This is a genomic window from Rhizomicrobium sp. (assembly GCF_056722145.1).
In genome coordinates this window covers 25,424-45,036 of record NZ_JBWZET010000114.1, presented here as the reverse complement: position 1 = coordinate 45,036, position 19,613 = coordinate 25,424, and the positions used below count along the sequence as shown (strand labels likewise).

19 protein-coding genes are annotated in these 19,613 nt (G+C 62.3%); 14 read left to right on the top strand and 5 right to left on the bottom strand.

The features are described 5' to 3' along the window. From AC1P6P_RS06575 to ilvD, 4 genes are all read left to right on the top strand, one after another. Positions 1–972, top strand: a 972-nt coding sequence (locus AC1P6P_RS06575) for a class I tRNA ligase family protein (protein WP_481401635.1), incomplete at its 5' end; no start/stop codon positions are given. A gap of 98 nt (positions 973–1,070) precedes the next feature. Beyond that, complete coding sequence (locus AC1P6P_RS06570; protein ID WP_481401634.1) at positions 1,071–1,427, top strand: glycine zipper domain-containing protein; 357 nt, start codon at positions 1,071–1,073, stop codon at positions 1,425–1,427. Positions 1,428–1,558: 131 nt separating this feature from the next. Beyond that, the gene (locus AC1P6P_RS06565) at positions 1,559–2,626 is read left to right on the top strand and encodes an alkene reductase (RefSeq protein ID WP_481401633.1); all 1,068 of its coding nucleotides are present in this window, start codon (positions 1,559–1,561) and stop codon (positions 2,624–2,626) included. 175 nt (positions 2,627–2,801) lie between these two features. Beyond that, positions 2,802–4,517 carry a dihydroxy-acid dehydratase gene (gene ilvD, locus AC1P6P_RS06560; protein ID WP_481401632.1) on the top strand — a complete coding sequence of 572 codons (1,716 nt, stop codon included), beginning with the start codon at positions 2,802–2,804 and terminating at the stop codon, positions 4,515–4,517. Here ilvD and AC1P6P_RS06555 read toward each other — a convergent pair. Further along, on the bottom strand, positions 4,514–5,089 hold the full coding sequence (locus tag AC1P6P_RS06555) for an outer membrane protein (protein WP_481401631.1): 576 nt from the start codon (positions 5,087–5,089) through the stop codon (positions 4,514–4,516). The two genes, ilvD and AC1P6P_RS06555, sit on opposite strands and share 4 nt — an antisense overlap. Positions 5,090–5,279: 190 nt before the next feature. On the opposite strand from AC1P6P_RS06555, the gene AC1P6P_RS06550 reads away from it, so the two are divergent. Both AC1P6P_RS06550 and AC1P6P_RS06545 read left to right on the top strand, forming a co-directional pair. Further along, the gene (locus AC1P6P_RS06550; protein WP_481401630.1) at positions 5,280–6,482 is read left to right on the top strand and encodes a CapA family protein; all 1,203 of its coding nucleotides are present in this window, start codon (positions 5,280–5,282) and stop codon (positions 6,480–6,482) included. A gap of 162 nt (positions 6,483–6,644) precedes the next feature. Then, entirely contained in the window at positions 6,645–7,502 is an 858-nt protein-coding gene (locus tag AC1P6P_RS06545; RefSeq protein WP_481401629.1) for a polysaccharide deacetylase family protein, read from the top strand. Here AC1P6P_RS06545 and AC1P6P_RS06540 read toward each other — a convergent pair whose 3' ends face one another. Further along, the gene (locus AC1P6P_RS06540; RefSeq protein ID WP_481401628.1) at positions 7,503–9,092 is read right to left on the bottom strand and encodes an OpgD/OpgG family glucan biosynthesis protein; all 1,590 of its coding nucleotides are present in this window, start codon (positions 9,090–9,092) and stop codon (positions 7,503–7,505) included. A 230-nt stretch (positions 9,093–9,322) separates the two neighbouring features. On the opposite strand from AC1P6P_RS06540, the gene AC1P6P_RS06535 reads away from it, so the two are divergent. Both AC1P6P_RS06535 and mdoH read left to right on the top strand, forming a co-directional pair. After that, on the top strand, positions 9,323–9,511 hold the full coding sequence (locus tag AC1P6P_RS06535; RefSeq protein ID WP_481401627.1) for a hypothetical protein: 189 nt from the start codon (positions 9,323–9,325) through the stop codon (positions 9,509–9,511). Further along, positions 9,508–11,265, top strand: coding sequence for a glucans biosynthesis glucosyltransferase MdoH (mdoH, locus tag AC1P6P_RS06530; protein WP_481401626.1), 1,758 nt, complete (start codon positions 9,508–9,510; stop codon positions 11,263–11,265). The genes AC1P6P_RS06535 and mdoH overlap by 4 nt, the downstream gene beginning before the upstream one ends. On the opposite strand, the gene AC1P6P_RS06525 is transcribed toward mdoH, so the two are convergent. Then, on the bottom strand, positions 11,262–11,681 hold the full coding sequence (locus tag AC1P6P_RS06525; RefSeq protein WP_481401625.1) for a response regulator: 420 nt from the start codon (positions 11,679–11,681) through the stop codon (positions 11,262–11,264). The genes mdoH and AC1P6P_RS06525 overlap by 4 nt on opposite strands. A gap of 211 nt (positions 11,682–11,892) precedes the next feature. Here AC1P6P_RS06525 and AC1P6P_RS06520 point away from each other — a divergent pair, with 211 nt between their 5' ends. After that, a complete protein-coding gene (locus AC1P6P_RS06520) occupies positions 11,893–12,651 on the top strand; it encodes a hypothetical protein (protein ID WP_481401624.1) in 759 nt (252 codons plus the stop codon). Positions 12,652–12,824: 173 nt separating this feature from the next. Here the strand turns inward: AC1P6P_RS06520 and AC1P6P_RS06515 are convergent, their stop codons facing one another. Then, on the bottom strand, positions 12,825–13,538 hold the full coding sequence (locus tag AC1P6P_RS06515) for a transglutaminase-like cysteine peptidase (protein ID WP_481401623.1): 714 nt from the start codon (positions 13,536–13,538) through the stop codon (positions 12,825–12,827). Between the two features lie 228 nt (positions 13,539–13,766). Here AC1P6P_RS06515 and AC1P6P_RS06510 point away from each other — a divergent pair, with 228 nt between their 5' ends. From AC1P6P_RS06510 to AC1P6P_RS06490, 5 genes are all read left to right on the top strand, one after another. Continuing rightward, the gene (locus AC1P6P_RS06510) at positions 13,767–14,525 is read left to right on the top strand and encodes a metallophosphoesterase family protein (protein WP_481401622.1); all 759 of its coding nucleotides are present in this window, start codon (positions 13,767–13,769) and stop codon (positions 14,523–14,525) included. 109 nt (positions 14,526–14,634) lie between these two features. Next, positions 14,635–15,231, top strand: a complete 597-nt coding sequence (locus AC1P6P_RS06505) for a polysaccharide biosynthesis/export family protein (protein WP_481401621.1) — start codon at positions 14,635–14,637, stop codon at positions 15,229–15,231. 296 nt (positions 15,232–15,527) lie between these two features. Then, positions 15,528–16,238 carry a hypothetical protein gene (locus tag AC1P6P_RS06500; protein ID WP_481401620.1) on the top strand — a complete coding sequence of 237 codons (711 nt, stop codon included), beginning with the start codon at positions 15,528–15,530 and terminating at the stop codon, positions 16,236–16,238. 26 nt (positions 16,239–16,264) lie between these two features. Further along, a complete protein-coding gene (locus AC1P6P_RS06495) occupies positions 16,265–17,341 on the top strand; it encodes a glycosyltransferase (RefSeq protein WP_481401619.1) in 1,077 nt (358 codons plus the stop codon). Then, a complete protein-coding gene (locus tag AC1P6P_RS06490; protein ID WP_481401618.1) occupies positions 17,335–18,786 on the top strand; it encodes a lipopolysaccharide biosynthesis protein in 1,452 nt (483 codons plus the stop codon). The genes AC1P6P_RS06495 and AC1P6P_RS06490 overlap by 7 nt, the downstream gene beginning before the upstream one ends. Here the strand turns inward: AC1P6P_RS06490 and AC1P6P_RS06485 are convergent. Next, positions 18,762–19,607, bottom strand: a complete 846-nt coding sequence (locus tag AC1P6P_RS06485; protein ID WP_481401617.1) for a glycosyltransferase family 2 protein — start codon at positions 19,605–19,607, stop codon at positions 18,762–18,764. The two genes, AC1P6P_RS06490 and AC1P6P_RS06485, sit on opposite strands and share 25 nt — an antisense overlap. Positions 19,608–19,613: the final 6 nt, after the last annotated feature.

The window sequence follows — 19,613 nt, the reverse complement described above, 5'->3', positions numbered from 1 at the left end:
CAGACCAGGGACATGCGCATCGGGCCGTCGCGCGTCGAGATCAACCGCAACTTCGCGACCAAGCTGTGGAACGCGGCGCGGTTCTGCGAGATGAACGGCTGCGACACGCGCGAGGATTTCGATCCCGCCAAGGTCGCGCACACCGTCAACAAATGGATCGTGGCGGAAACGGCCAAGGCCGCCGCCGAAGCGACTGATGCGCTGGAAGCCTATCGCTTCAACGATGCGGCCGGCGCGGTCTACCACTTCATCTGGGACATCTATTGCGACTGGTATCTCGAGTTCATCAAGCCGCTGCTCAACGGCACCGACGAGGGCGCCAAGGCGGAAGCGCGCATGACCGCGGCCTGGGTGCGCGACACGGTGCTGAAGCTGCTGCATCCGTTCATGCCCTACATCACCGAAGAGTTGTGGGCGCGCACCGTGGAACATTTGACGCCGCGCCCGACGCTTCTCATCGAAGCCGAATGGCCCAATCTGTCGAGCCTGCCGGCCAATGAAGCGGCGCGCGCCGAGATGAACTGGGTCATCGAACTGGTGCAGGGCGTGCGTTCGGTCCGCTCCGAGATGAACGTGCCGCCAGCCGCCAAGATCGCGCTGGTCTTGAAGGACGCGAGCCCGGAAACCAAGCAGCGGCTCGATACCCATATGTCGCTGCTGTCGACGCTGGCGCGCCTGTCGACCACCGGCACCAGCGACGGCATCCCGCCGGGCTCGGCGCAGTTCGTGATCGGCGAAGCGGTGGCGGCGCTGCCGCTCGGCAACGTCATCGATTTCACCAAGGAGCGCACCCGTCTCGAAAAGGAGCTGAAGAAGGCCGACGACGAGATCGCCCGCTTCCAAGCCAAACTCGGCAACGAACAGTTTGTGTCGCGCGCGCCCGAAGAAGTGCTTCAGGAACAGCGCGACAAACTCGCCGACGCCGAAGCGCTGGCGCTACGGCTGAAAGAGGCGGTGGCGCGGCTGCAATAACTGCCGCCGCGTCAGCCGTCACAGGAATGCCCAATTGCACGCCGGAACGGCGGGCTCGGCGCGGCCGTTTCCACCTCGAACCATTCGAGGAGCAAACCATGCGCAAAACCTTGTTGGTGACGGCGGCGCTCTTTGCCTTCGCTGCAACGAATTCGGCCGCTTTGGCGGACGGCTGCAGTGGCCGCAGCCATGCGACGGGCAGCATTGTCGGCGCGGTCGGTGGTGGCTTGATCGGCAACGCGGTAACCCACGGCGATGCTGTGGGGACGGTTGGCGGCGCCGTTGCAGGCGGTCTGGCGGGTAACGCAATCGCCCGCGATGTCGATTGCGACCGCGGCCGTCACTACGACCGCCATCGCCGCAGCTACTATTGGTATAACCACCATGGTGATCGCGTTTACGAAGAACATTACGACCGCGATCGCGATCGGCACGATCCGTATTACGATCGGTAAGTGATTTTCCCGTTTCAGCGTTGTAAAATGCCCCTCGTCCGAACCTCGGGCGGGGTGCATTGGTATTCGGTGCCTTGCAGACCGCGATAGCGCTTCCTATCTTTTGGTCGCAGCATTGCTCAAGGATGTTCATGCCGACCCTGTTCGACCCGCTCAAGGCGGGTGCTTTCGAGTTGCCCAACCGCATCATCATGGCGCCGCTGACCCGCACCCGCGCCACTTCCGACACCCGCGTTCCGATTGAGTTGATGGCGGAATACTACCGCCAGCGCGCTTCGGCCGGTCTCATCATCACCGAAGCGACCAGCGTCGATCCGATGGGCGTCGGCTATCCGCGCACGCCGGGCATCTGGACCGAAGCGCAGACCGAAGGCTGGAAACAGGTGACCAAGGCGGTGCACGACGCCGGCGGGCGCATCGTGCTGCAGCTCTGGCATGTCGGGCGTATTTCCGATCCACTTTACCTCGAAGGTGCCGCGCCGGTATCCGCGAGTTCGGTGAAGCCGCAAGGCCATGTCAGTCTGGTGCGGCCGGAAAAGGAATACGTCACGCCGCGCGCGCTCGAACTCGACGAGATCCCGAGCCTGATCGCGTCGTTCCGGCACGGCGCCGAGAACGCCGAGAAGGCCGGTTTTGATGGCGTCGAACTGCATGGCGCCAATGGCTATCTGCTCGACCAGTTCCTGCAGGATTCGACCAACAAGCGCGGCGACCAGTACGGCGGCTCGGTGGAAAACCGCGCCCGGCTGATGCTGGAAGTCACCGATGCGGTAACCGCGGTGTGGGGCGCCGATCGCGTCGGCATGCATCTGGCGCCGCGCGCCGATGCCCACGACATGGGCGATTCCGACCGCCTCAAGACGTTTAGCTATGTCGCGCGCGAACTCGGCAAGCGCAAGCTGGCGTTCATCGTTGCCCGCGAGGCGCGCAAGGACGACTCCATCGGCCCGCGGCTGAAAAAGGAATTTGGCGGCGTCTATATCGTCAACGAAGGCTTCGACAAGGCAGGCGCCGAACAAGCGCTGAAGGACGGCATCGCCGATGCGGTCGCGTTCGGCAAAGCGATCATCGCCAATCCCGATCTGGTGGAGCGTTTCCGCACTGGTGCGCCGCTGAACGACTGGAACATGGCGACGTTCTACGCGCCGGGCCCGGAAGGATACGTCGATTATCCGGCGCTGGAGACCGTCTCCGCCTGATTGCTGGCGTTACTTCGAAAAACCGGCCCTGGCGATTGCTGGGGTCGGTCTTTTATTCCGTCTCCGGACGAGGCGAGACAATTTTGATGCTGAATTGGGGCCTGAAATGCTTGCCAGGGGGACCTGGGGGAGCTAGGGAACGTGCGCCTCAGGCCGAGATATTCAGGACCGCAAAATGCCCACTTTCGACAAGTCCAAGCTTCCCTCGCGTCACGTCACCGAAGGCCCTGAGCGGGCTCCGCATCGCTCCTATTATTATGCCATGGGCCTGACCGAGGAGGAGATTCACCGTCCCTTCGTCGGCGTCGTATCGGCCTGGAACGAGGCGGCGCCGTGCAACATCGCTCTGATGCGGCAGGCGCAGGCGGCCAAGAAGGGCGTCAAGGAAGCCGGCGGCACTCCGCGCGAGTTCTGCACCATCACCGTCACCGACGGCATCGCCATGGGCCATGAGGGCATGCGCTCCTCGCTCGTCAGCCGCGAAGTCATTGCCGACAGTGTCGAGCTGACCATGCGCGGCCATTGCTACGACGCGGTGGTCGGCATTGCCGGTTGCGACAAATCCCTGCCGGGCATGATGATGGCGATGCTGCGCCTCAACGTGCCGAGCGTGTTCCTCTATGGCGGCACCATCATGCCTGGTCGCCACAAGGGCCGCGACGTCACCGTGGTCGACGTGTTCGAAGGCGTCGGCAGCCATTCGGCCGGCAAGATGGACGTCTGCGAACTCACCGAGCTTGAGCGCCATGCGTGCCCCGGTGCCGGTGCTTGCGGCGGCCAGTTTACCGCCAACACCATGGCCTGCGTCTCCGAAGCGATCGGTTTGGCGCTGCCGTATTCGGCCGGTCCTCCGGCGGAAATCCTGGCGCGCGACGACTATGCCTTGCTCAGCGGCAAGGCGGTGATGAACCTGATCGACAAGCGCATCCGCCCGCGCGACATCTGCACCAGAAAAGCGTTCGAGAACGCGGCGGCGCTGGTGGCGGCGACCGGCGGCTCGACCAACACCGCGCTGCACCTGCCGGCGATGGCCAACGAAGCCGGGATCGACTTCGACCTGTTCGATGTCGCCGAAATCTTCAAGCGCACGCCCTATCTCGCCTCGATGAAGCCGGGCGGCAAATACGTCGCCAAGGATTTGTGGGAAGCGGGCGGCGTGCCGATGCTGCTGAAGGTTTTGCTGGATGGCGGCTATATCGACGGTTCGTGCCTGACCGTGACGGGCAAGACGGTGGCGGAAAATCTCGCCGATGTCGTGTTCAATCCGAAACAGAAGGTGATCGTCGATCTCGATCATGCGCTGGCGCCTTCGGGCGGCGTCGTCGGGCTCAAGGGCAATCTGGCGCCGGAAGGAGCGATCGTGAAGATCGCCGGCCTCAAGCACATCAAGCACAAGGGCCCCGCGCGCGTGTTCGACGGCGAAGAAGCGGCGTTCGATGCGGTGCAGCGCCGCGACTACCAGTCGGGCGATGTCATCGTCATCCGCAATGAAGGTCCAAAGGGTGGGCCGGGCATGCGCGAAATGCTGTCGACCACGGCGGCGCTGTACGGGCAGGGCGTCGAAAACATCGCGCTCGTGACCGACGGCCGCTTCTCCGGCGGCACCCGCGGCCTCTGTGTCGGCCATGTCGGGCCGGAAGCGGCTGACGGCGGACCGATCGCGCTGCTGAAGGACGGCGACATCATCACCATCGACGCCGAAACCGGGCGCATCGACGTGGAGGTGTCCGACGCTGAATTCGCGGAGCGCAAGAAAACCTGGAAACCGAAGGCCCCACTCTACGCCTCGGGCGCGCTGTACCGCTATTCGAAGAACGTCGGCCCGGCCCGCTACGGCGCGGTGACGACGCCGGGCGCCAAAGACGAAGTGACCTGCTACGCGGATATCTAAAGGCTGAGCTTCAATCCGACCATCACGTTGTGGGTCCGGTATTCCACCGGGCCTATGACGCTGAAGTCGGTGTGGCCGGCATCGACGTAGCGGTATTCACCGAACGCCGATAAGTGGCCGACCAGCGGGTATTCGACGCCAGCCAGCGCCTGATAACCGAACTTGGTCCGCGTCTCGTGCGGCCCGGTGACGGCATTGCCGAAATTCACCGCAACAGCGCCGACGCCGGCGCCGATGTACGGCTTCAGCCGCATGCCGAGATCGACGTGATAAATGAGGTCGGCCATCACGCTGGTGCCGCCGAGATGGGCCGAACAGCAGTCGTACTGGTTCTGCGAATGCATGATGTCGCCGCGCAGATCCCACGATGAGCCGAGAAAATTCACCAGATTGAGGCCGGCGGAAACGCCGATATTGTAGCCGGTGTTGAGCTTGTAGCCGACGCCCCCGACGTCGAGCCACGACGTCCACGAGCCGCCGGCAGAGCCTTGGATGTAGCCCTGGCCGGGTGCGGCCGCGGTGCAAACCGCTACGCCGAATACTGCCGCCAGGAATTTGGCCGAGGCCCGCATCTTAACCACCGCGCTTGACTGGCAAAATAACTGTCAAGAGGGGGCGCAAGTTCCTTGAAAGGCGTGGCGTCCCGGCATCGGTCGTCTCTCGACTTGAAGCGTCCGGCGGCTACAATTGCTGTCAAATGGTCCGGGGTGGGGCATGGGGCATCATTGCGGGTGGGATCTCGACTGCGTGCTTGGCCGATTCATGGCCGTCGCGACAGCGGTCCTCTGCGCCTGCGCGATCGTGCTGGCGACATCCTCGGTGGTTCAGGCGCATTACCGAGCGATATCTTATGGACCGCCGGCGCCGCTGAAAGCGGCCATCCTTGCCGCGCCGGCACCGCCGCCGGGTACGCAGCTTTGGTTCTCCGACCAGTACAGGCCCGGCGACCCGCATCTTGTCAGCATCGTCGCCGGCGGCGACGTGATGATGGGCTCGAGCGACATTTCGCTGAATCCGGCGATCGTGCCCGGCGTCGATGCCGCCAGCCTGATCGGCTCCGAGCTCGCGGCGATCTTCCGGCGTGCTGATGCGTCGTTCATCAACCTCGAGGGCCCGCTTTACGACGGCAGCGAACCGAGCCCCAAGGCGGGCTGTGGGCGCTGCTATGCATTCCACAGTCCGCCCTATTATGCCGACGTGCTGGCGTCGCTCAGACTGGCCGCGGTCAGTCTCGCCAACAATCACAGCGGCGACTACGGTGCGGCTGGGCGCGCGGCGACCATCGCCGAACTGAAGCGACGGGGCATCGGTTTTGCCGGGCTCGATCAGAACGGCGCTCAAACGGCACGTTTTGCCTTGCGCGACGGGCGGCAGGCGGCGGTGATCGGTTTCGCACCCAACGACGGCACGCTCGACATCAACAAAATTGAAGACGCTGCCGCTCGGGTGCGCGACTTGAAGCAATCGCAGGCGCTGGTGATCGTGTGGTTTCATGGCGGCGGCGAGGGCTGGGACCATGCCCACGTCCCGCAAGGGCATGAGGAATTCGCCGGTGAGGATCGTGGTGACGTTATTGCCTTCGCGCATGCGGTGATCGAGGCGGGCGCCGACATCGTGATCGGCTCCGGGCCGCATGTGCCGCGGGCGGTAGAAATCTATCGCGGCCATCTGATCGCCTACAGTTTGGGCAACTTTTGGACCTATGAAGGCGTGTCGGTCACCGAAACGCGCGGTCTTGGCCCGGTGATGGAAGCCTGGCTGGCTCCCGACGGCACCATTGCGGGGCTCACGCTCCATTCCACCCGCCAGACCGGCACCGGCGTGCCGCGGCTCGATCCCGATGACGAAGCGGCGCGCTATGTCTATTACCTGACACGCACCGATTTCCCCCAAACCGCCGCGATCCTCACGCGCGCCATGGGCGAAAAAGCCAAGGCACTCGCGGTCGTTACGCCGACGAATTGAAGCAACTCCCTTCGATGGTTACGAAAATGACGCGGGAGCAGAAATAGGGCCCGCCGTCGGGCAAGTGAGTCGCCGGCGACGTTAAGCATGGGACGGGTGGGTCTTGCCCTCCCGCCGGGGCCCCCGTAAACTTGCAGTAGAATGAAGGGGTTTCCGGGGGCCATGAAACTGTCCACCGTTGCTGCCGTCGTGGCGGGCGTGATGGCGTTCAGCGCCGCTCTCGCCAATGACGACCAATTGGCCTGGTTCCAGAGCTCGAGCATCTTCCACTCGGGCCTCAGGGATGCGCACACCATCGCGCTAACCTTCGACGACGGTCCCGCGGGCCGCACCAACGATGTTCTCGACGCGCTGAAGGCTCATAACGTGCGGGCGACGTTCTTCGTCGTCGGCAACACCGCCAAGACGCACCACGCCACGCTGGCGCGCATCACGGCCGAGGGCCATCTACTCGCCAACCACAGCGCCACCCATCCGATGCTGAGGGGCTCGTTCGACGCCGAACCGGAAAAGCTGATCAGCCAGATCCGCATCACCCACGACGAAATCGCGCCGTTCATGAAGCCGGGCGACAAATTCTATTTCCGTGCCCCCTATGGCTACTGGCGTTCGGCGCACGCCAAAATCCTCAACGCCGATCCGGTGCTGAAGAACTACATCGGCCCGATCTACTGGGACATCGGCGGCCAGATTTCGATGCGAGACGGCTACATCATGAGCGCCGCCGACTGGGATTGCTGGCGCCACAAATGGACGGCGCAGGCCTGCGCCAAGGGATATTTGCGCGAAATCCGCCGCTCCGACGGCGGCGTCGTGCTGATCCACTCGATCTACGCGAAATCGGCCGAACTGACCGACACCATCATCGAAGCGATGCTGGAAGAAGGCTATCGCTTCGTGCGGCTCGACGACGTGCCGGAATACCGCCAATACGAGACGCCGCAAACGCCGCCTGCCGTCGCCGCCAACGAAGACCTCAGCCGCAAGCTGACGCTCGTGCGCAGCGAGGACATCAAGTAATTACGGGAACAGCTGGTACAGCCAGGTTTCGGTGAGCGCTTTGCCGTTCTGCTGCAGCACGCAGCGCATGTTGACCGGATCGTGGCCGTCGAACACCGCGTCGAACACGGCGCGCCAGCGCTTGGTGCCGACGACCTTGACCGAATAGGCACTGGTGACGCGTCCGCGCGACAGCGTAACGACGGGCTTGAGATCGTAGCGCGGCGCCATGTCAGACAGCGCTCCGCCTTCGAAATCGATGGCGAACTTGAAGCCGGGCTGGCCCTGCGATCCGGCAATCCCGGCGCGGCCGCGGCGCGTCGCCACGACATGCGCGACCGACTTGGGCAGGAACGGCTCGGGGTCCTGCCAATAAAGCCGGTAATCGAGCGTCAGCGATTTGCCCGCCGCCAGCTTGGTCTTCGGCACCCAATAGGCGACGATGTTGTCGTGAATTTCGTCGCTGGTGTTGATTTCGATGAGTTGAACGGCGCCTTCGCCCCAATTGCCGCGCGGTTCGACCCAGACGCTCGGGCGCTTGTTGTAGAAGGCGCCGTCGTCCTGATAGTTCTCGAAGTCGCGATCGCGCTGGATCAGGCCGAAGCCGCGCGGATTGTTGTCCATGTAGGAGTTGGTCTGCACGCCAGGCGGATTGGCGAGCGGTCGCCAGATGCGTTCGCCCGAACCCGTCCACAAGCACAGCCCGTCGCTGTCGTGAATCTCGGGGCGCCAATCGTTGCCCTGATGGCGGTTGCTTTCGCTATACCAATACATGCTGGTCAGCGGCGCGACGCCAAGGCGTTCGATGTCGGCGCGGGCGAACAGCTCGGCGTGAACGTCCATGACGTCGCCATGTCCGTGGCGCACATCGAATTTGTAAGCGCCGGCAATGGAGGGACCTTCGAGCAGGGCATAGATGGTTACCGGCGCATCCGGTGTCGCGCCTTCGGCGATCCAGAAATTGGTGAAGATCGGAAATTCTTCCCGGCTCGCTGCCGCGGTGTTGACGGCGATGCCGCGGGCCGATAGCCCGTACTGGTCGTCGCTGCCGGCGGCGCGGAAATACGAGGCGCCCTGAAAGGCGAGCCAGTCGCGTTCGACATTGCGCCCGTTCATGACGCGAAAACCGGAGAAGCCGGCGTTGTGCGGCAGCGTCTTGTTGAGGCCGGTATTGCCCCAATCGAAATAGCGTGGGTCGTAAACGATGGGACGGGCACTATCGCCGCCGATCAGGTTGATGTGAACGGGTTCGCGCACTGTTTCACGCAGGTTGAAGAAGCGGATCGGGTAGGGGCCTGGGCCGTTCGCCCATAACGCGAACTCAGGACGAAAGCGGATTTTCTGGGCGACGTCGAAATTGATCGTCTGCACAATTTCCTGGGCCGGGCGATCGGGCGATTTGTACGAGGATCCCACGCGCGCCCGCGCCATATTTCGCAAACGTTCGAAGCTGAAAGGGTGCGCCAGCCCCAAGCTGAGGCTCGCCGCCTGCGGTTTGGGCGCCGCGGAGGCCGCAATCGACCACGGCACCAGTCCGGCCACGAAAGAACGTCGGGAAATCGGCAACGCGTTATCCTTTTTGGTCAGATTGCGGCGTGATTCATCGAACACCGAATGTCCTTAAAGATAATCGAAGGAATGGGACATTTCTGTGTAGTGCACCCGTGTACCCAAAAATCTCCCAATACGGACGAATTGTCGCCACGAGCGGTCTCTACATACGATTGCGTCACAGCGTAACAAGCCTCTGTGACAGGTGACAAATCTGTGGCATTTGCGGACCTCACCGCCGCACCGGTGTTTATTAAACGACGCACCGCGCCAACGAGAAGGAGAGACCATTGGAACGTGCGCCCGATACCGCTCGCCGACTGCCGACGGCCCTGACCGCGCCGCCGCCGCGTCCGCGCGCGATGCCGACGCAAGAAATCCTCATCTGGACTCCGCGCCGTATGCTGGGCGTCCTCTATCGCGCCTTCATCGAAGGGCTGGTGCCCTCGCGTGACGTGCGCGCTTCGCGGCGGACGTGACCCGCAACGCTGGCGGTCTTTCCACACTTCGCTGGCTCTTTCTCGGCTTGGTCCTGGCGACCACGGCCGCGGCGATGTCGCGCCTCTGGGAAATCCTGAGGATCGACGGTCTCACGGCCCTCGAAACGGTCTTTCTGGTGCTGGTCTCGATCCTGTTCGCCTGGATCAGCGCCTCCTTCTGGGTCGCTGCGCTCGGCGCTTATGCGCGCTGGCGAGGGTTGGTCGACTTTACGCTCGATCGCCCCCTCGCCGACACCCCGTTGCACTCGCGCACGGCCTTGCTGTTTCCGGTCCGCAACGAAGACACCGCCCGCCTTATCGCCGGAATCCGCACGGTGCGGGAATCCGTTTTGTCGGACGGCTTCGGCAACAGCTTCGATATCTACATCCTCAGCGACTCCAACGAACCCGCCAGCATCAGCGCCGAAACGGCCGGCTGGGAGATGTTGCAGGACGAAAGCGGACCGGCCGTCTTCTATCGCCATCGCGACGATAACAGCGGCAAGAAGGCCGGCAACATCGCCGAGTTCTGCCGCAACTGGGGCGCGCTCTACGACTACATGGTCGTGCTCGACGCCGACAGTCTGATGACCGGCGACACGCTCGGCGCCCTGGTGCGCCTGATGGATGCAAATCCGCGCGCCGCACTGATCCAGGTCGCGCCCCAGCTCGTCGGGCGGGATTCGCTGTTCGCCCGCATCCAGCAATTTTCCTCCAGCGTCTACGGACCGATCTACGCCACTGGATTGTCGCTGCTCCAAGGCCCTGGCGGCAATTATTGGGGCCACAACGCGATCCTGCGCATCCAGCCGTTCATGGAACATTGCGGACTGCCAAAACTGAACGGTCCGGCTCCGCTCGGCGGCGAAATACTCAGCCACGATTTCGTCGAAGCGGCGTTGCTGCGGCGGGCCGGCTGGCATCTGCATCTCGTTACCGAGCTCGAAGGCAGTTACGAAGAGCCGCCGCCGACGCTGATCGATCACCTGATCCGCGACCGCCGCTGGTGCCAGGGCAATCTGCAACACCTGCAGCTCATTTTCGGACAAGGCTTCACGACCGAAAGCCGCGGCCATTTCTTCAACGGCGTCATGAGCTATGTATCGTCGCCGCTGTGGCTGGTGATGCTGATCGTCTCTGTGTTCGTCGTCACCGAACAACCCGACATCGCGCCCGTCATCTATGTCGGCCGTTATCCGGTTCTCGCGCTTGGCGTTTCGCATACCTTCGATTTCGTCTCGCTGGTCGTCGCGATGGTGGTGCTGCTCTATGGGCCGAAGCTCTTTGCCCTCGCCCTGGTGCTGCGCGATCCAGCGCTGCGGGCCGCGCATGGCGGCGGTTGGAACACCTGCGCCAGCGTGTTGCTGGAAGCGGCTTTCTCGACGCTGCTGGCGCCGATCTCGATGCTTTCGCAAAGCGCGTTCGTGGTGCGCATCATGCTCGGCGAGACCAAAGGGTGGGGCGGTCAGTTCCGCGGCGAGCGACGCGTCGAAACCCTCGTCATCGCCCGCGCCTTCGCGCTCCATACGCTGATCGGATTGGCTTCCGCGGTCGCCATCTACGAATGGGTTCCGGCAACGTTGTGGTGGTTCGTGCCGCTACTCGCTGGGCCGATCCTCGCCATTCCTCTCGTGCGCGTCACCAGCAGCACGAGCGCCGGGATCGCAGCTCGACGTTTGGGCCTGTTCATTACTCCGGCAGAAACGGGGCGAATTGCCGTCGCCGATCGGGTGCGGGATTTGATGGCCGCCTAAGCGGTCTCGCGAGCACTGCGCCGACGAACGAGGCCGGCGATGGCTTCCACAAGTTCCATGGTTGGGGCCGGCTTCTGCACCAACGGCACATGACGCCACGCCTGGAAAACGGGATCGTCCGTTTTGACGCTGTAGAAGATGAAGGGGACCTCGCGCTCGGCCAACAGGCTCGCCACCGGCGCGGCGTTGTCATGGCCGAGGTTCAGGTCGAGAGACGCCGCGGAGATGTCGTCGCTTCCGGCGTGTTCCAGTGCTTCCGCAAGGCTGTGGTAAGGCCCCAGAACCTGCGCGCCTTCTTCTTCAAACAGCGACTGCAATTGCATGGCGATGACAAACTCGTCCTCGACAACAAGAATGCGGGCACCGCTCAGCCGCCCTGCCTCGGTGGTGCCGTCGGCTGCGATCGTCGGACCCAATGGACTTCTCCTTCTTTCTCTTCGCCTAACAATTCACCACATCGCCGAGCGTTCCCATTTCCTTACGGAACTTCGAAAATATGACGCGTTACCAGGATGCAGGAATACAACAGCCTTGGCGCTGGGGGCCGCCTATCATCGATATCGGACCGACTTGTCCTGACGGCACAGGGGTGTAGCCTCACGGCACGATCTGAAGGGGGATTCGTCCATGAAGAACACCGGTGTTGCCGCCGCCACGTTGACCGCCGTCTTGGTGATGACGGGCGCGTCCGCCGTGGACGCCAGCGAGCAGGTCGCGGTGGGCTACGATCACCTTTCGCAAGGTGATCTCAATGCCTTCAGCGGGCGCGGCGATATTTTGGTTTCGTTCGGCAATCCCGGGCTGCAGGCGCAGATTAGCGGCGGCGACAAGCATCTTGACGTCAAAGGCGTCTCGGTCGACTTGACCGACGTTTCGGCGGACGTGTTCTTTCGCGACCGTATGGGTACTTTCGGCGCGTCCGTCGCCTATCACCGGCTTGGCGCTGGTGTGAACATCAACGGCCTCACCGCCTCCGGTTCGGTCAGTGCGGAGAGCTATGGCGTATTCGGCGAGTACTACTTCAACAAATTGCTGACCTTGCGTGTTAAAGGCGGCGCCTACAGCGGTGATTTTGAAGGCTGGTACGGCGGCGCCGGGGCCTCGATCTATCCCGGCAGCAACATGGCTTTGGCCGTGACCTACGACTACGTCTCGATGACCCACGGCGGCCACACGTCCATGCCGGGTGCGAGTTTCGAGGTGCTTCCCTACGAAGAGTGGCCGGCGACCGTGGGCCTCAATTACACCCACGAAGTCGAGGGCGGCGGTACCGATACGATCGGCATTGTGCTCAAGTGGCACATCGGCGCCAATGGCAGCGACCTCAGAGCTTGGGACCGCTCCGGCCCCGTGCAGTGGAACGGCGCACTGAACGTCCCATATTAGGTCACCGACGCGATTTCGGTCATTTTGGTGCCAGGCGACGCCTGTCGTTGGCCAAATTGGCCGCCCTGACGTTGGCCGGGCCGCAGATGATCGCCAGCAAATGCGTATCAGACGCAGATCGCGATGATGGGTTTAGCCGACGATGTCTGGTGGAGCGGCGACAGGTCGCCGGTTTAGTCGTGCGGGCGAAGTACCAGATCGGAACCATCGACCATCCGCGTCAGCCCTGCGGTCGCGCCCGATGGCGTTTGACCTTGGTCGGCCGGCGGTGTGCCGGCGGTCGCCACGTTGCCGTGGTTGACGGGCTGGAGCGCGACCCATTTGAAGGGATTGGACGCATCCTGACGCTCGATCCAAAGGAACCCGGTTGCGTTCCACGACACGATGTCGTTGCGCAGGTTGTCGAGCACCAAGTCCCCTCTGTCGGTAGCAATCGTCAGCACGGCATGGCGCCCAGCCGTGGGGGAATAAACCACAGCCAAGCGCAGCGCTGGCGCCGGGAAGCCCGCATCGATCAAGGTCTTGCGCTTGGTGACCGCATAGTCGTCGCAATCGCCGTAGCCGTCGGTTGGGATCGTCCAGTATTCGGCGCGTCCGTAATGGCGTTCATCGTCCTGGGGCCAAATGTCGTTGTTCACCTGGCGGTTAATGCGCTGGAGGCTGCGCCAGACCTGATCCGTCAGGACGATCGTCGCAGGAGCGTCGGCGGGGCTGGTGCACTGGCCAGCAAAGCGCAAGCAAAATGCCACAAAGCCGGGCGGTGCGGGCGCCTGAGCCAAGCTCACGGGCATTGCCGTGGCCTCGGGCATGGCATCGGGCGCGTATGTGGCACATCCGCCCAGAAGGGCTGCCGCTAACACGACGGCGTACTTCGCGACCCAGTTCATCGTCCGCCCCACGGATTTCGCAGGGACGAGCGTAGGGGCGGGGCTTTTGCGGCTGAGTTAGGCTATGCCGTTGTACTTGAAACGAAGTTTTCCATTGTTTGTTTAAAATCCAAGGCATCGGATCAACCATTAAACCGAGACAAGGTGCGCCTAGAAGGGGTTGCGCATCCGATTGGTTTCGATTTTCGAGTTGGGATATGTGTAAGCGGGGCTTGATGATCGACCGCTATGGAAGATTTTTCGCGTTGGCTGAGGCGACTGATCGGAAAATCGCGCGCACCAGCCCGTGTTCCAGATGGAAGCTGCGTCTACGCCGTGGGCGATATCCACGGCCGCGCCGATCTGCTTGAGTTGCTGCTGGAGAAAATCTGGGCTGATGCCACCACCGGCACACTTATTTTCCTGGGTGATTACGTTGATCGCGGCCCAGCGACAAAAGCAGTCGTCGATTGCCTGATCGGCTTAGAGCGGCCGGGCTGGGACATCATCAAGTTGCGCGGCAATCACGAGCAGGTCATGCTCGAGTTTCTCAATAATCCCGAAACCTACCAGGCGTGGCGCAGTTTTGGCGGTGCCGAGACGTTGCTGAGCTATGGCATCCGGCCGCCGATGTTCTCCGATGCGAAAGAGCTGGAGAAAACACGCGACGCCCTCGCCGCGGCGCTACCCCCGGCACACTTGGTGTTTCTAAACGGCCTTCCGTACTTTCAATTGGTGGGAGATTACTATTTCGTCCACGCGGGGATACGCCCGGGCGTTTCACTTGAGCGGCAGTCCCCTGACGATATGCTTTGGATTCGAGAGGAATTTCTTCTTTCCACGGTCGATTTCGGCAAAATCGTCGTTCATGGCCATTCGCCAAGTGAACGTCCAATAGTGAAACCTAATCGCATTGGTATCGACACCGGCGCCTATGCGACCGGAAGACTTACCGCGGTCAAGTTCATTGCAGAGAGTTGCACGTTCCTTCAGGTTGATGACAAATAATCGCCGCGAAATTCTGGCAGAACACTTGCACCAGTTTGATGGGTGTCCAATTCAGGTACATTAGACAAACATGAGCCGCTTCCTGCACTCTCGGATCGCGATCGCCGTCATGTTTTTTTTGCTGGCGACGCTGCACGCTACGATCGCGCAAGAATTGCCTGGTCCGAGCCGGATTTTACCGCAGACCACACCGACGACATCGGTGCCGGCGAGCTATATTCCGGTTGCGCCGGCAGCCATCACCGATGAGCACTATCGCCTCGGTACTGGCGACAAACTGAAGATCACCGTCTACGGCGAGGAAGATCTCAGCGGTGAATTTCTTGTCGACGGCTCGGGGCAGGTGCAGATTCCGCTGGTCGGGCAAGTCAAAGCGGCGACGTTGACCATCCACGAATTTGTCGCCGAGGTCGTCAAGGCGCTGCAGGAAGGGTATCTGAAAGACCCCAAGGTCAGCGTCGAGGTCTTGAATTACCGGCCCTTCTACATCATCGGCGAAGTGAACAAGCCCGGCGAGTATCCGTTCGAAAGCGGCTTGAACGTGCTGGGAGCCATCGCGTTGGCGGGGGGCTACACCTATCGCGCCAACGATAATGAAGTTTATGTCCGCCGCGCCGGCCACGACAACGAAGAAGAAGTCCCCGCCAGCGCCAACACCAAGGTCTATCCCGGCGACATCATCCGGGTGAAAGAACGGCTGTTCTAGCCCACGGCCGTTCTCTCCCCGCGATATCCACGACTGATTATTGTCTCGGATGGGGTCCTGGCCGCAGAGGCGAGCCAGCAAGTCTTTGAAAATAAATCGACAAGATTTTACCGAGACGTCTTCGCAAGTCGCCAGGACTCGGCATTCCCGTCGCTTTGCTTTTCCCTGTCTTTGAATTCCCGAGGATCAAGGCTATCTTCGGGTGGTGATGGCGGCCGTTGGCCAGCACCGGGGGGAACAAGATGGCGCAATTCGGATTGGCGCGGTCGGTTGGGTTCGTAGCCGCGGCGACGCTGTTGCTGTCGGTGGCGCTTCCCGGTGATGCTACGGCCGGCAAGCGGTCGACCCCCTTCTCGTCGGCACCCGTCAACAACGTCGTCGACCTTCCGCCGAATTGTCCGATGTCGTGCGTTCTTCGCATCGCCGGCAAGGCCGCATCGTCCAACGTCTCGGTGGTCGGGAAACAAGCGACGAGCGTTCCGCGCTACCTGAAGGAGCGGTGGCCGTTGCTGGATCAGATGCTGGCGAACCTTCTGAATGGCCAGAGTGGCGCCTGTGAGCAGGTGGAATTGGCGTTATCGACTACGCTGCAATACGGCATTTCCCAATATGGCGTTAGCCAGACTCGCGACATGACCGCGGCATTGATCGTCGAAGCGGAACACGCCGGCATCTCGCCCTATATTGTCGGATCGGCGCTGGCGCGCGCCGCCTCGGCTTTGAAAGCCACCAACCGGGTTGCCGCCGACGCGATTGCCGCCACCGTGGCGAACGAAGGACTTCCCTGCGAGCGGTACGGTTTCGACCAGAACTCGAAGTCACTTGGCGTTCCCGAAATTGCCAAGGTGACCGAGGTGACGCCTGAGGTAACACCGGAACCGACAGGCGGCACGGAATCCGGCGGCGGCGGTGGTGGCGGTGGCCCGCACGATGGCGGCTTCATCTTCGTTCCAGGCGGTGGCGGTGGTGGCCCGGGTTGCTTGACCGCATCCTGCACGTCCTATTGATGCGGTGACATTCCCGAACTTGGATCATGAACCCCGCTGCTGCCGACATTATTGCCGATTTCACCTATGTGCGGCGGCGTGACAGCGGGATGGAGCGCGTCGCGCGGACGCTTTTCTCTCCCACGGCGCTTCATCCGCTGAATTTGGAGCAGGTCTGGGCAGGTGCCGGCACGCTGCCAATTCTTGTGGCGCAGTTGTTTCGCCTTCCGGCGTTGGCGCGGCGCAATACCGAGAAGACGTTTCTGTTCACCGGCTATCCGCCCTCATTGTTCTTCCCGCTGAACAAGGTCGCCTGCGCCCTCTATGTTCATGACATTTTTCTTCTGACGCGTCCGGCCCCGTTGAACCTGGCGGCGCGCCTGTATTTGGCGCCGCAATTTCGCCGGGCCATACGAAAGATGCGCCTCTTTCTGTGCAACTCACAGAATACGGCCGATCAACTGCGCGAGGTCTGCGCCCCTGACGCCACCGTTCTGGTGTTCCGTCCCGCCGTCGAAAATTTGTTCGCTTTGACGGATGCCGGGCGCGATGACCGACCGGCGCGGCCAGACGTGCTGAAGATCGTATCTTTGGGAACCGTCGAGCCGCGCAAGAACTACTCCGCCGCCGTCGCGATCTGCCGGGCCCTGTCACGCCTGACCGGATTGCCGGTCCACTACGACATCATTGGACGGAAGGGGTGGGCAGGCCAATGGGAGGCGATCAGCGCCGCTCAGGATGTGACGCTCCACGGCTATCTTGATGCAGGCCAGATCAAGAAAATCGTTGAAAGTGCCGATATGGTGCTCAGCACCTCGGTGGCGGAGGGCCTGGGTCTGCCGATGTTGGAGCTGCAGTATGCGGGAATGCCGGTCATCGCACCGGACGGTCCCGTATTCCGTGAGGTGCTCGGCAGTTCGGGTCTTCACATCGACACCGCGAATCCCGATTCAGCTGCGTCTGCGATCGCCGGCATGCTGCTCGATGGCGAATGGCGCACGCTTGCTGCCACCGCCGCCCGGCAGAATATCGCGCGCTGGAACGCGATGGCGCACGACGACCGCGCGGGTGTCGTCACGCACCTGCTTTCGTTGCGCCAGGATCGCGAGGTCGATCCTTGTTGATCAGATCGACCCTCCAGTACGCCCCATCCGTCGTGCTTCCGCGGCTGTCGTCCTTCGTGCTGCTGGTCTATTTGGCGCACCGGTTGACGCCGGTCGAACTCGGTCTTTATGCGCTCGTCATTGCCATGGGCGAGATGATCGACATGGGGTTTTCCGGCTGGATCCGGTTTGCCTTGCTGCGGCTCGATATTGCCCAACCCCAAAGCTGGCGCAAAGCGCTGGCGATCTCCTACGTCCTGTATGCGGGCTCCACGGCGTTGGCGCTTTTGGCGTCCTTGGGTATTTCGGCCCTGGTAGCGCTTGCACGCCGGCCGGAATTTTCGCTGGCGCTCGGAGCATACGTCCTCACCACGGCGTTGCAGCGCATCGGCCTTTCCTCGCTCCAGATGCAGCAAAGACTGGTCGTGTTCAGCGTTGTCGAATCCGCCCGCGCCGTATTGCAGGTCGTGCTTGTCTGGTTGACGGTTCGATCCGGCGCGCTGAACTTCTGTGAAGTCAGTCTCGCCGCGTCTGCCGCAACGCTGGTGTGCGGCCTCATCGCTGTGGCGGCGAGCCTCGTCGGATTGGCGCCGGACACGCAACAGCCGGCAGCCGGGCCATGGCAGCGATTGCACTATGGCTCATCGCTGATCCTCGTCTCGATCGTGACGTATCTGGCGACCAGTCTCGATCGGGTTCTGCTGAATGACTTGGGAGGCGCTGCGGCGCTCGGTGTCTACTCGGCAGCGTACGCGTTGGGACGCCAGCCGATCGACGTCATCGCCAATTCGATCAACCAGGGCTCTTTGCCCGAGTTGATAAAGAAATATGATGAACGCGGGCCCGTTGAGGCGAAAGCATTTCTCGCCCACATGCTTGAACTCACCAATCTGCTGTTGCTCGGCACCTTCGCCATGCTCTGGGCATTGGCGCGGACCCTGGCCGAAACATTCCTGCCGCCCGCCTATCATGCGGCGACGGTCGTCGTGTTGCCGTTGGTGGCGTTGGCGTTCATTGCCCAGAATTTGAAATCGAATATTTTCGACAATGTGTTCAATCTGCACAAGAACAACTGGGTTCAGGCCGGGTCCTACGTTCCAACCTTGGTGGCCTTGTTTGTCCTGGCAAAGTTTCTGATCGCGCCATTCGGGGCCGCCGGGGCGGCGATGATGTTATTGGCCGCGATGATTATCGGGCTCGCCGCAAGCCTCGTTTTGACGCGCCGGCGAATGGCTGTGGCCATCGATCTCCGCGAGTTCATCAAAGCGGCCGCGATGGCGCTGGCTGGGGGCGCCGCGGCGGCTGGTGCGGTCATGGCGGTTGGAGCCTGGCCCGCGGTGATGCGTTTGCTGGCGGGCGCGGTCGTTGGGTCCAGTGTTTGGGTGGTGGCGGCAGCGCTCGTTCGGCCCGCGGCCTTGGAGCCGATCCGCAACCGCTTTGCTCAGGGTCTGCGGCGGGCGAGATAGCCCTTCCAGGTGCCGACAATCCACACCTGTTTGAACCAGGCGAAACGCCAATCCAGCCGGAGCAATGCCAGCAGCGCCGCAACGGTGTTCTTGAACGAGCGATAAAGCACGTAGTGCATCGGATAACCGTTCAGCCGCAGAATGCGGCCATTGCCGCACGCATAGGACTGGGTGCGCGACACGGTCGATGCATCCATTCTGCTGACGACCTGGGGATGGTGCGTGTACAGCGTATCGATGAATTCGACCATCACACCGGCGGCGATCGCCCGCAGAAGAAGATCGGTTTCTTCGCCGGAGCCGTATTGTGTTCCCGACCCGACGCCGAGTTCTTCGTTGAACATTCCAATCCGCGCGAACACCTCTCGGCGGGCGAAGATGCAGTTGGAATTGCCAGCCCACCACACGTTGGCGCGCGTTACGGTTTGCCTGCGACGCAGGAATGCGCCGTTGGAGTCGCGCCCCGCTTCGTCATGTGTCGGGCCCGTGAGGATGGAGAGATTGGGCTGAGCCCGGAAATGGTCGAACACGCGATCGATTACGTCGGGCGGATACCAGCAATCATCATCGGGAAACGCCACAATCGTGCCAGCCGCGTGAGCCAGCCCAAGATTGCGTGCCCGCGAAAGCCCTGGAATGCAGTGGACGTGCTTCAGCGCGACGTCCTGGGGAAACTCAGCGAGCACGTCATCGAGATAGCCAGGCGGGTTTTGGTCCACCAGGACGATCTCGAAGGCACGAGAGGTTTGCAGCCGCAAGGAGTGGGCCAACCGGGGCAGGGGCTCAATCCGGCCGCGCGTGCAGACGATCAGCGTCAGCAATTCGGC

Bases quoted from the DNA above. Each gene is read 5' to 3' on its own strand.
- AC1P6P_RS06570 (WP_481401634.1), top strand. From the start codon at position 1,071: ATGCGCAAAACCTTGTTGGTGACGGCGGCGCTCTTTGCCTTCGCTGCA.
- AC1P6P_RS06565 (WP_481401633.1), top strand. From the start codon at position 1,559: ATGCCGACCCTGTTCGACCCGCTCAAGGCGGGTGCTTTCGAGTTGCCC.
- ilvD (WP_481401632.1), top strand. From the start codon at position 2,802: ATGCCCACTTTCGACAAGTCCAAGCTTCCCTCGCGTCACGTCACCGAA.
- AC1P6P_RS06555 (WP_481401631.1), bottom strand. From the start codon at position 5,089: ATGCGGGCCTCGGCCAAATTCCTGGCGGCAGTATTCGGCGTAGCGGTT.
- AC1P6P_RS06550 (WP_481401630.1), top strand. From the start codon at position 5,280: ATGGCCGTCGCGACAGCGGTCCTCTGCGCCTGCGCGATCGTGCTGGCG.
- AC1P6P_RS06545 (WP_481401629.1), top strand. From the start codon at position 6,645: ATGAAACTGTCCACCGTTGCTGCCGTCGTGGCGGGCGTGATGGCGTTC.
- AC1P6P_RS06520 (WP_481401624.1), top strand. From the start codon at position 11,893: ATGAAGAACACCGGTGTTGCCGCCGCCACGTTGACCGCCGTCTTGGTG.
- AC1P6P_RS06515 (WP_481401623.1), bottom strand. From the start codon at position 13,538: ATGAACTGGGTCGCGAAGTACGCCGTCGTGTTAGCGGCAGCCCTTCTG.
- AC1P6P_RS06510 (WP_481401622.1), top strand. From the start codon at position 13,767: ATGGAAGATTTTTCGCGTTGGCTGAGGCGACTGATCGGAAAATCGCGC.
- AC1P6P_RS06505 (WP_481401621.1), top strand. From the start codon at position 14,635: ATGTTTTTTTTGCTGGCGACGCTGCACGCTACGATCGCGCAAGAATTG.
- AC1P6P_RS06495 (WP_481401619.1), top strand. From the start codon at position 16,265: ATGAACCCCGCTGCTGCCGACATTATTGCCGATTTCACCTATGTGCGG.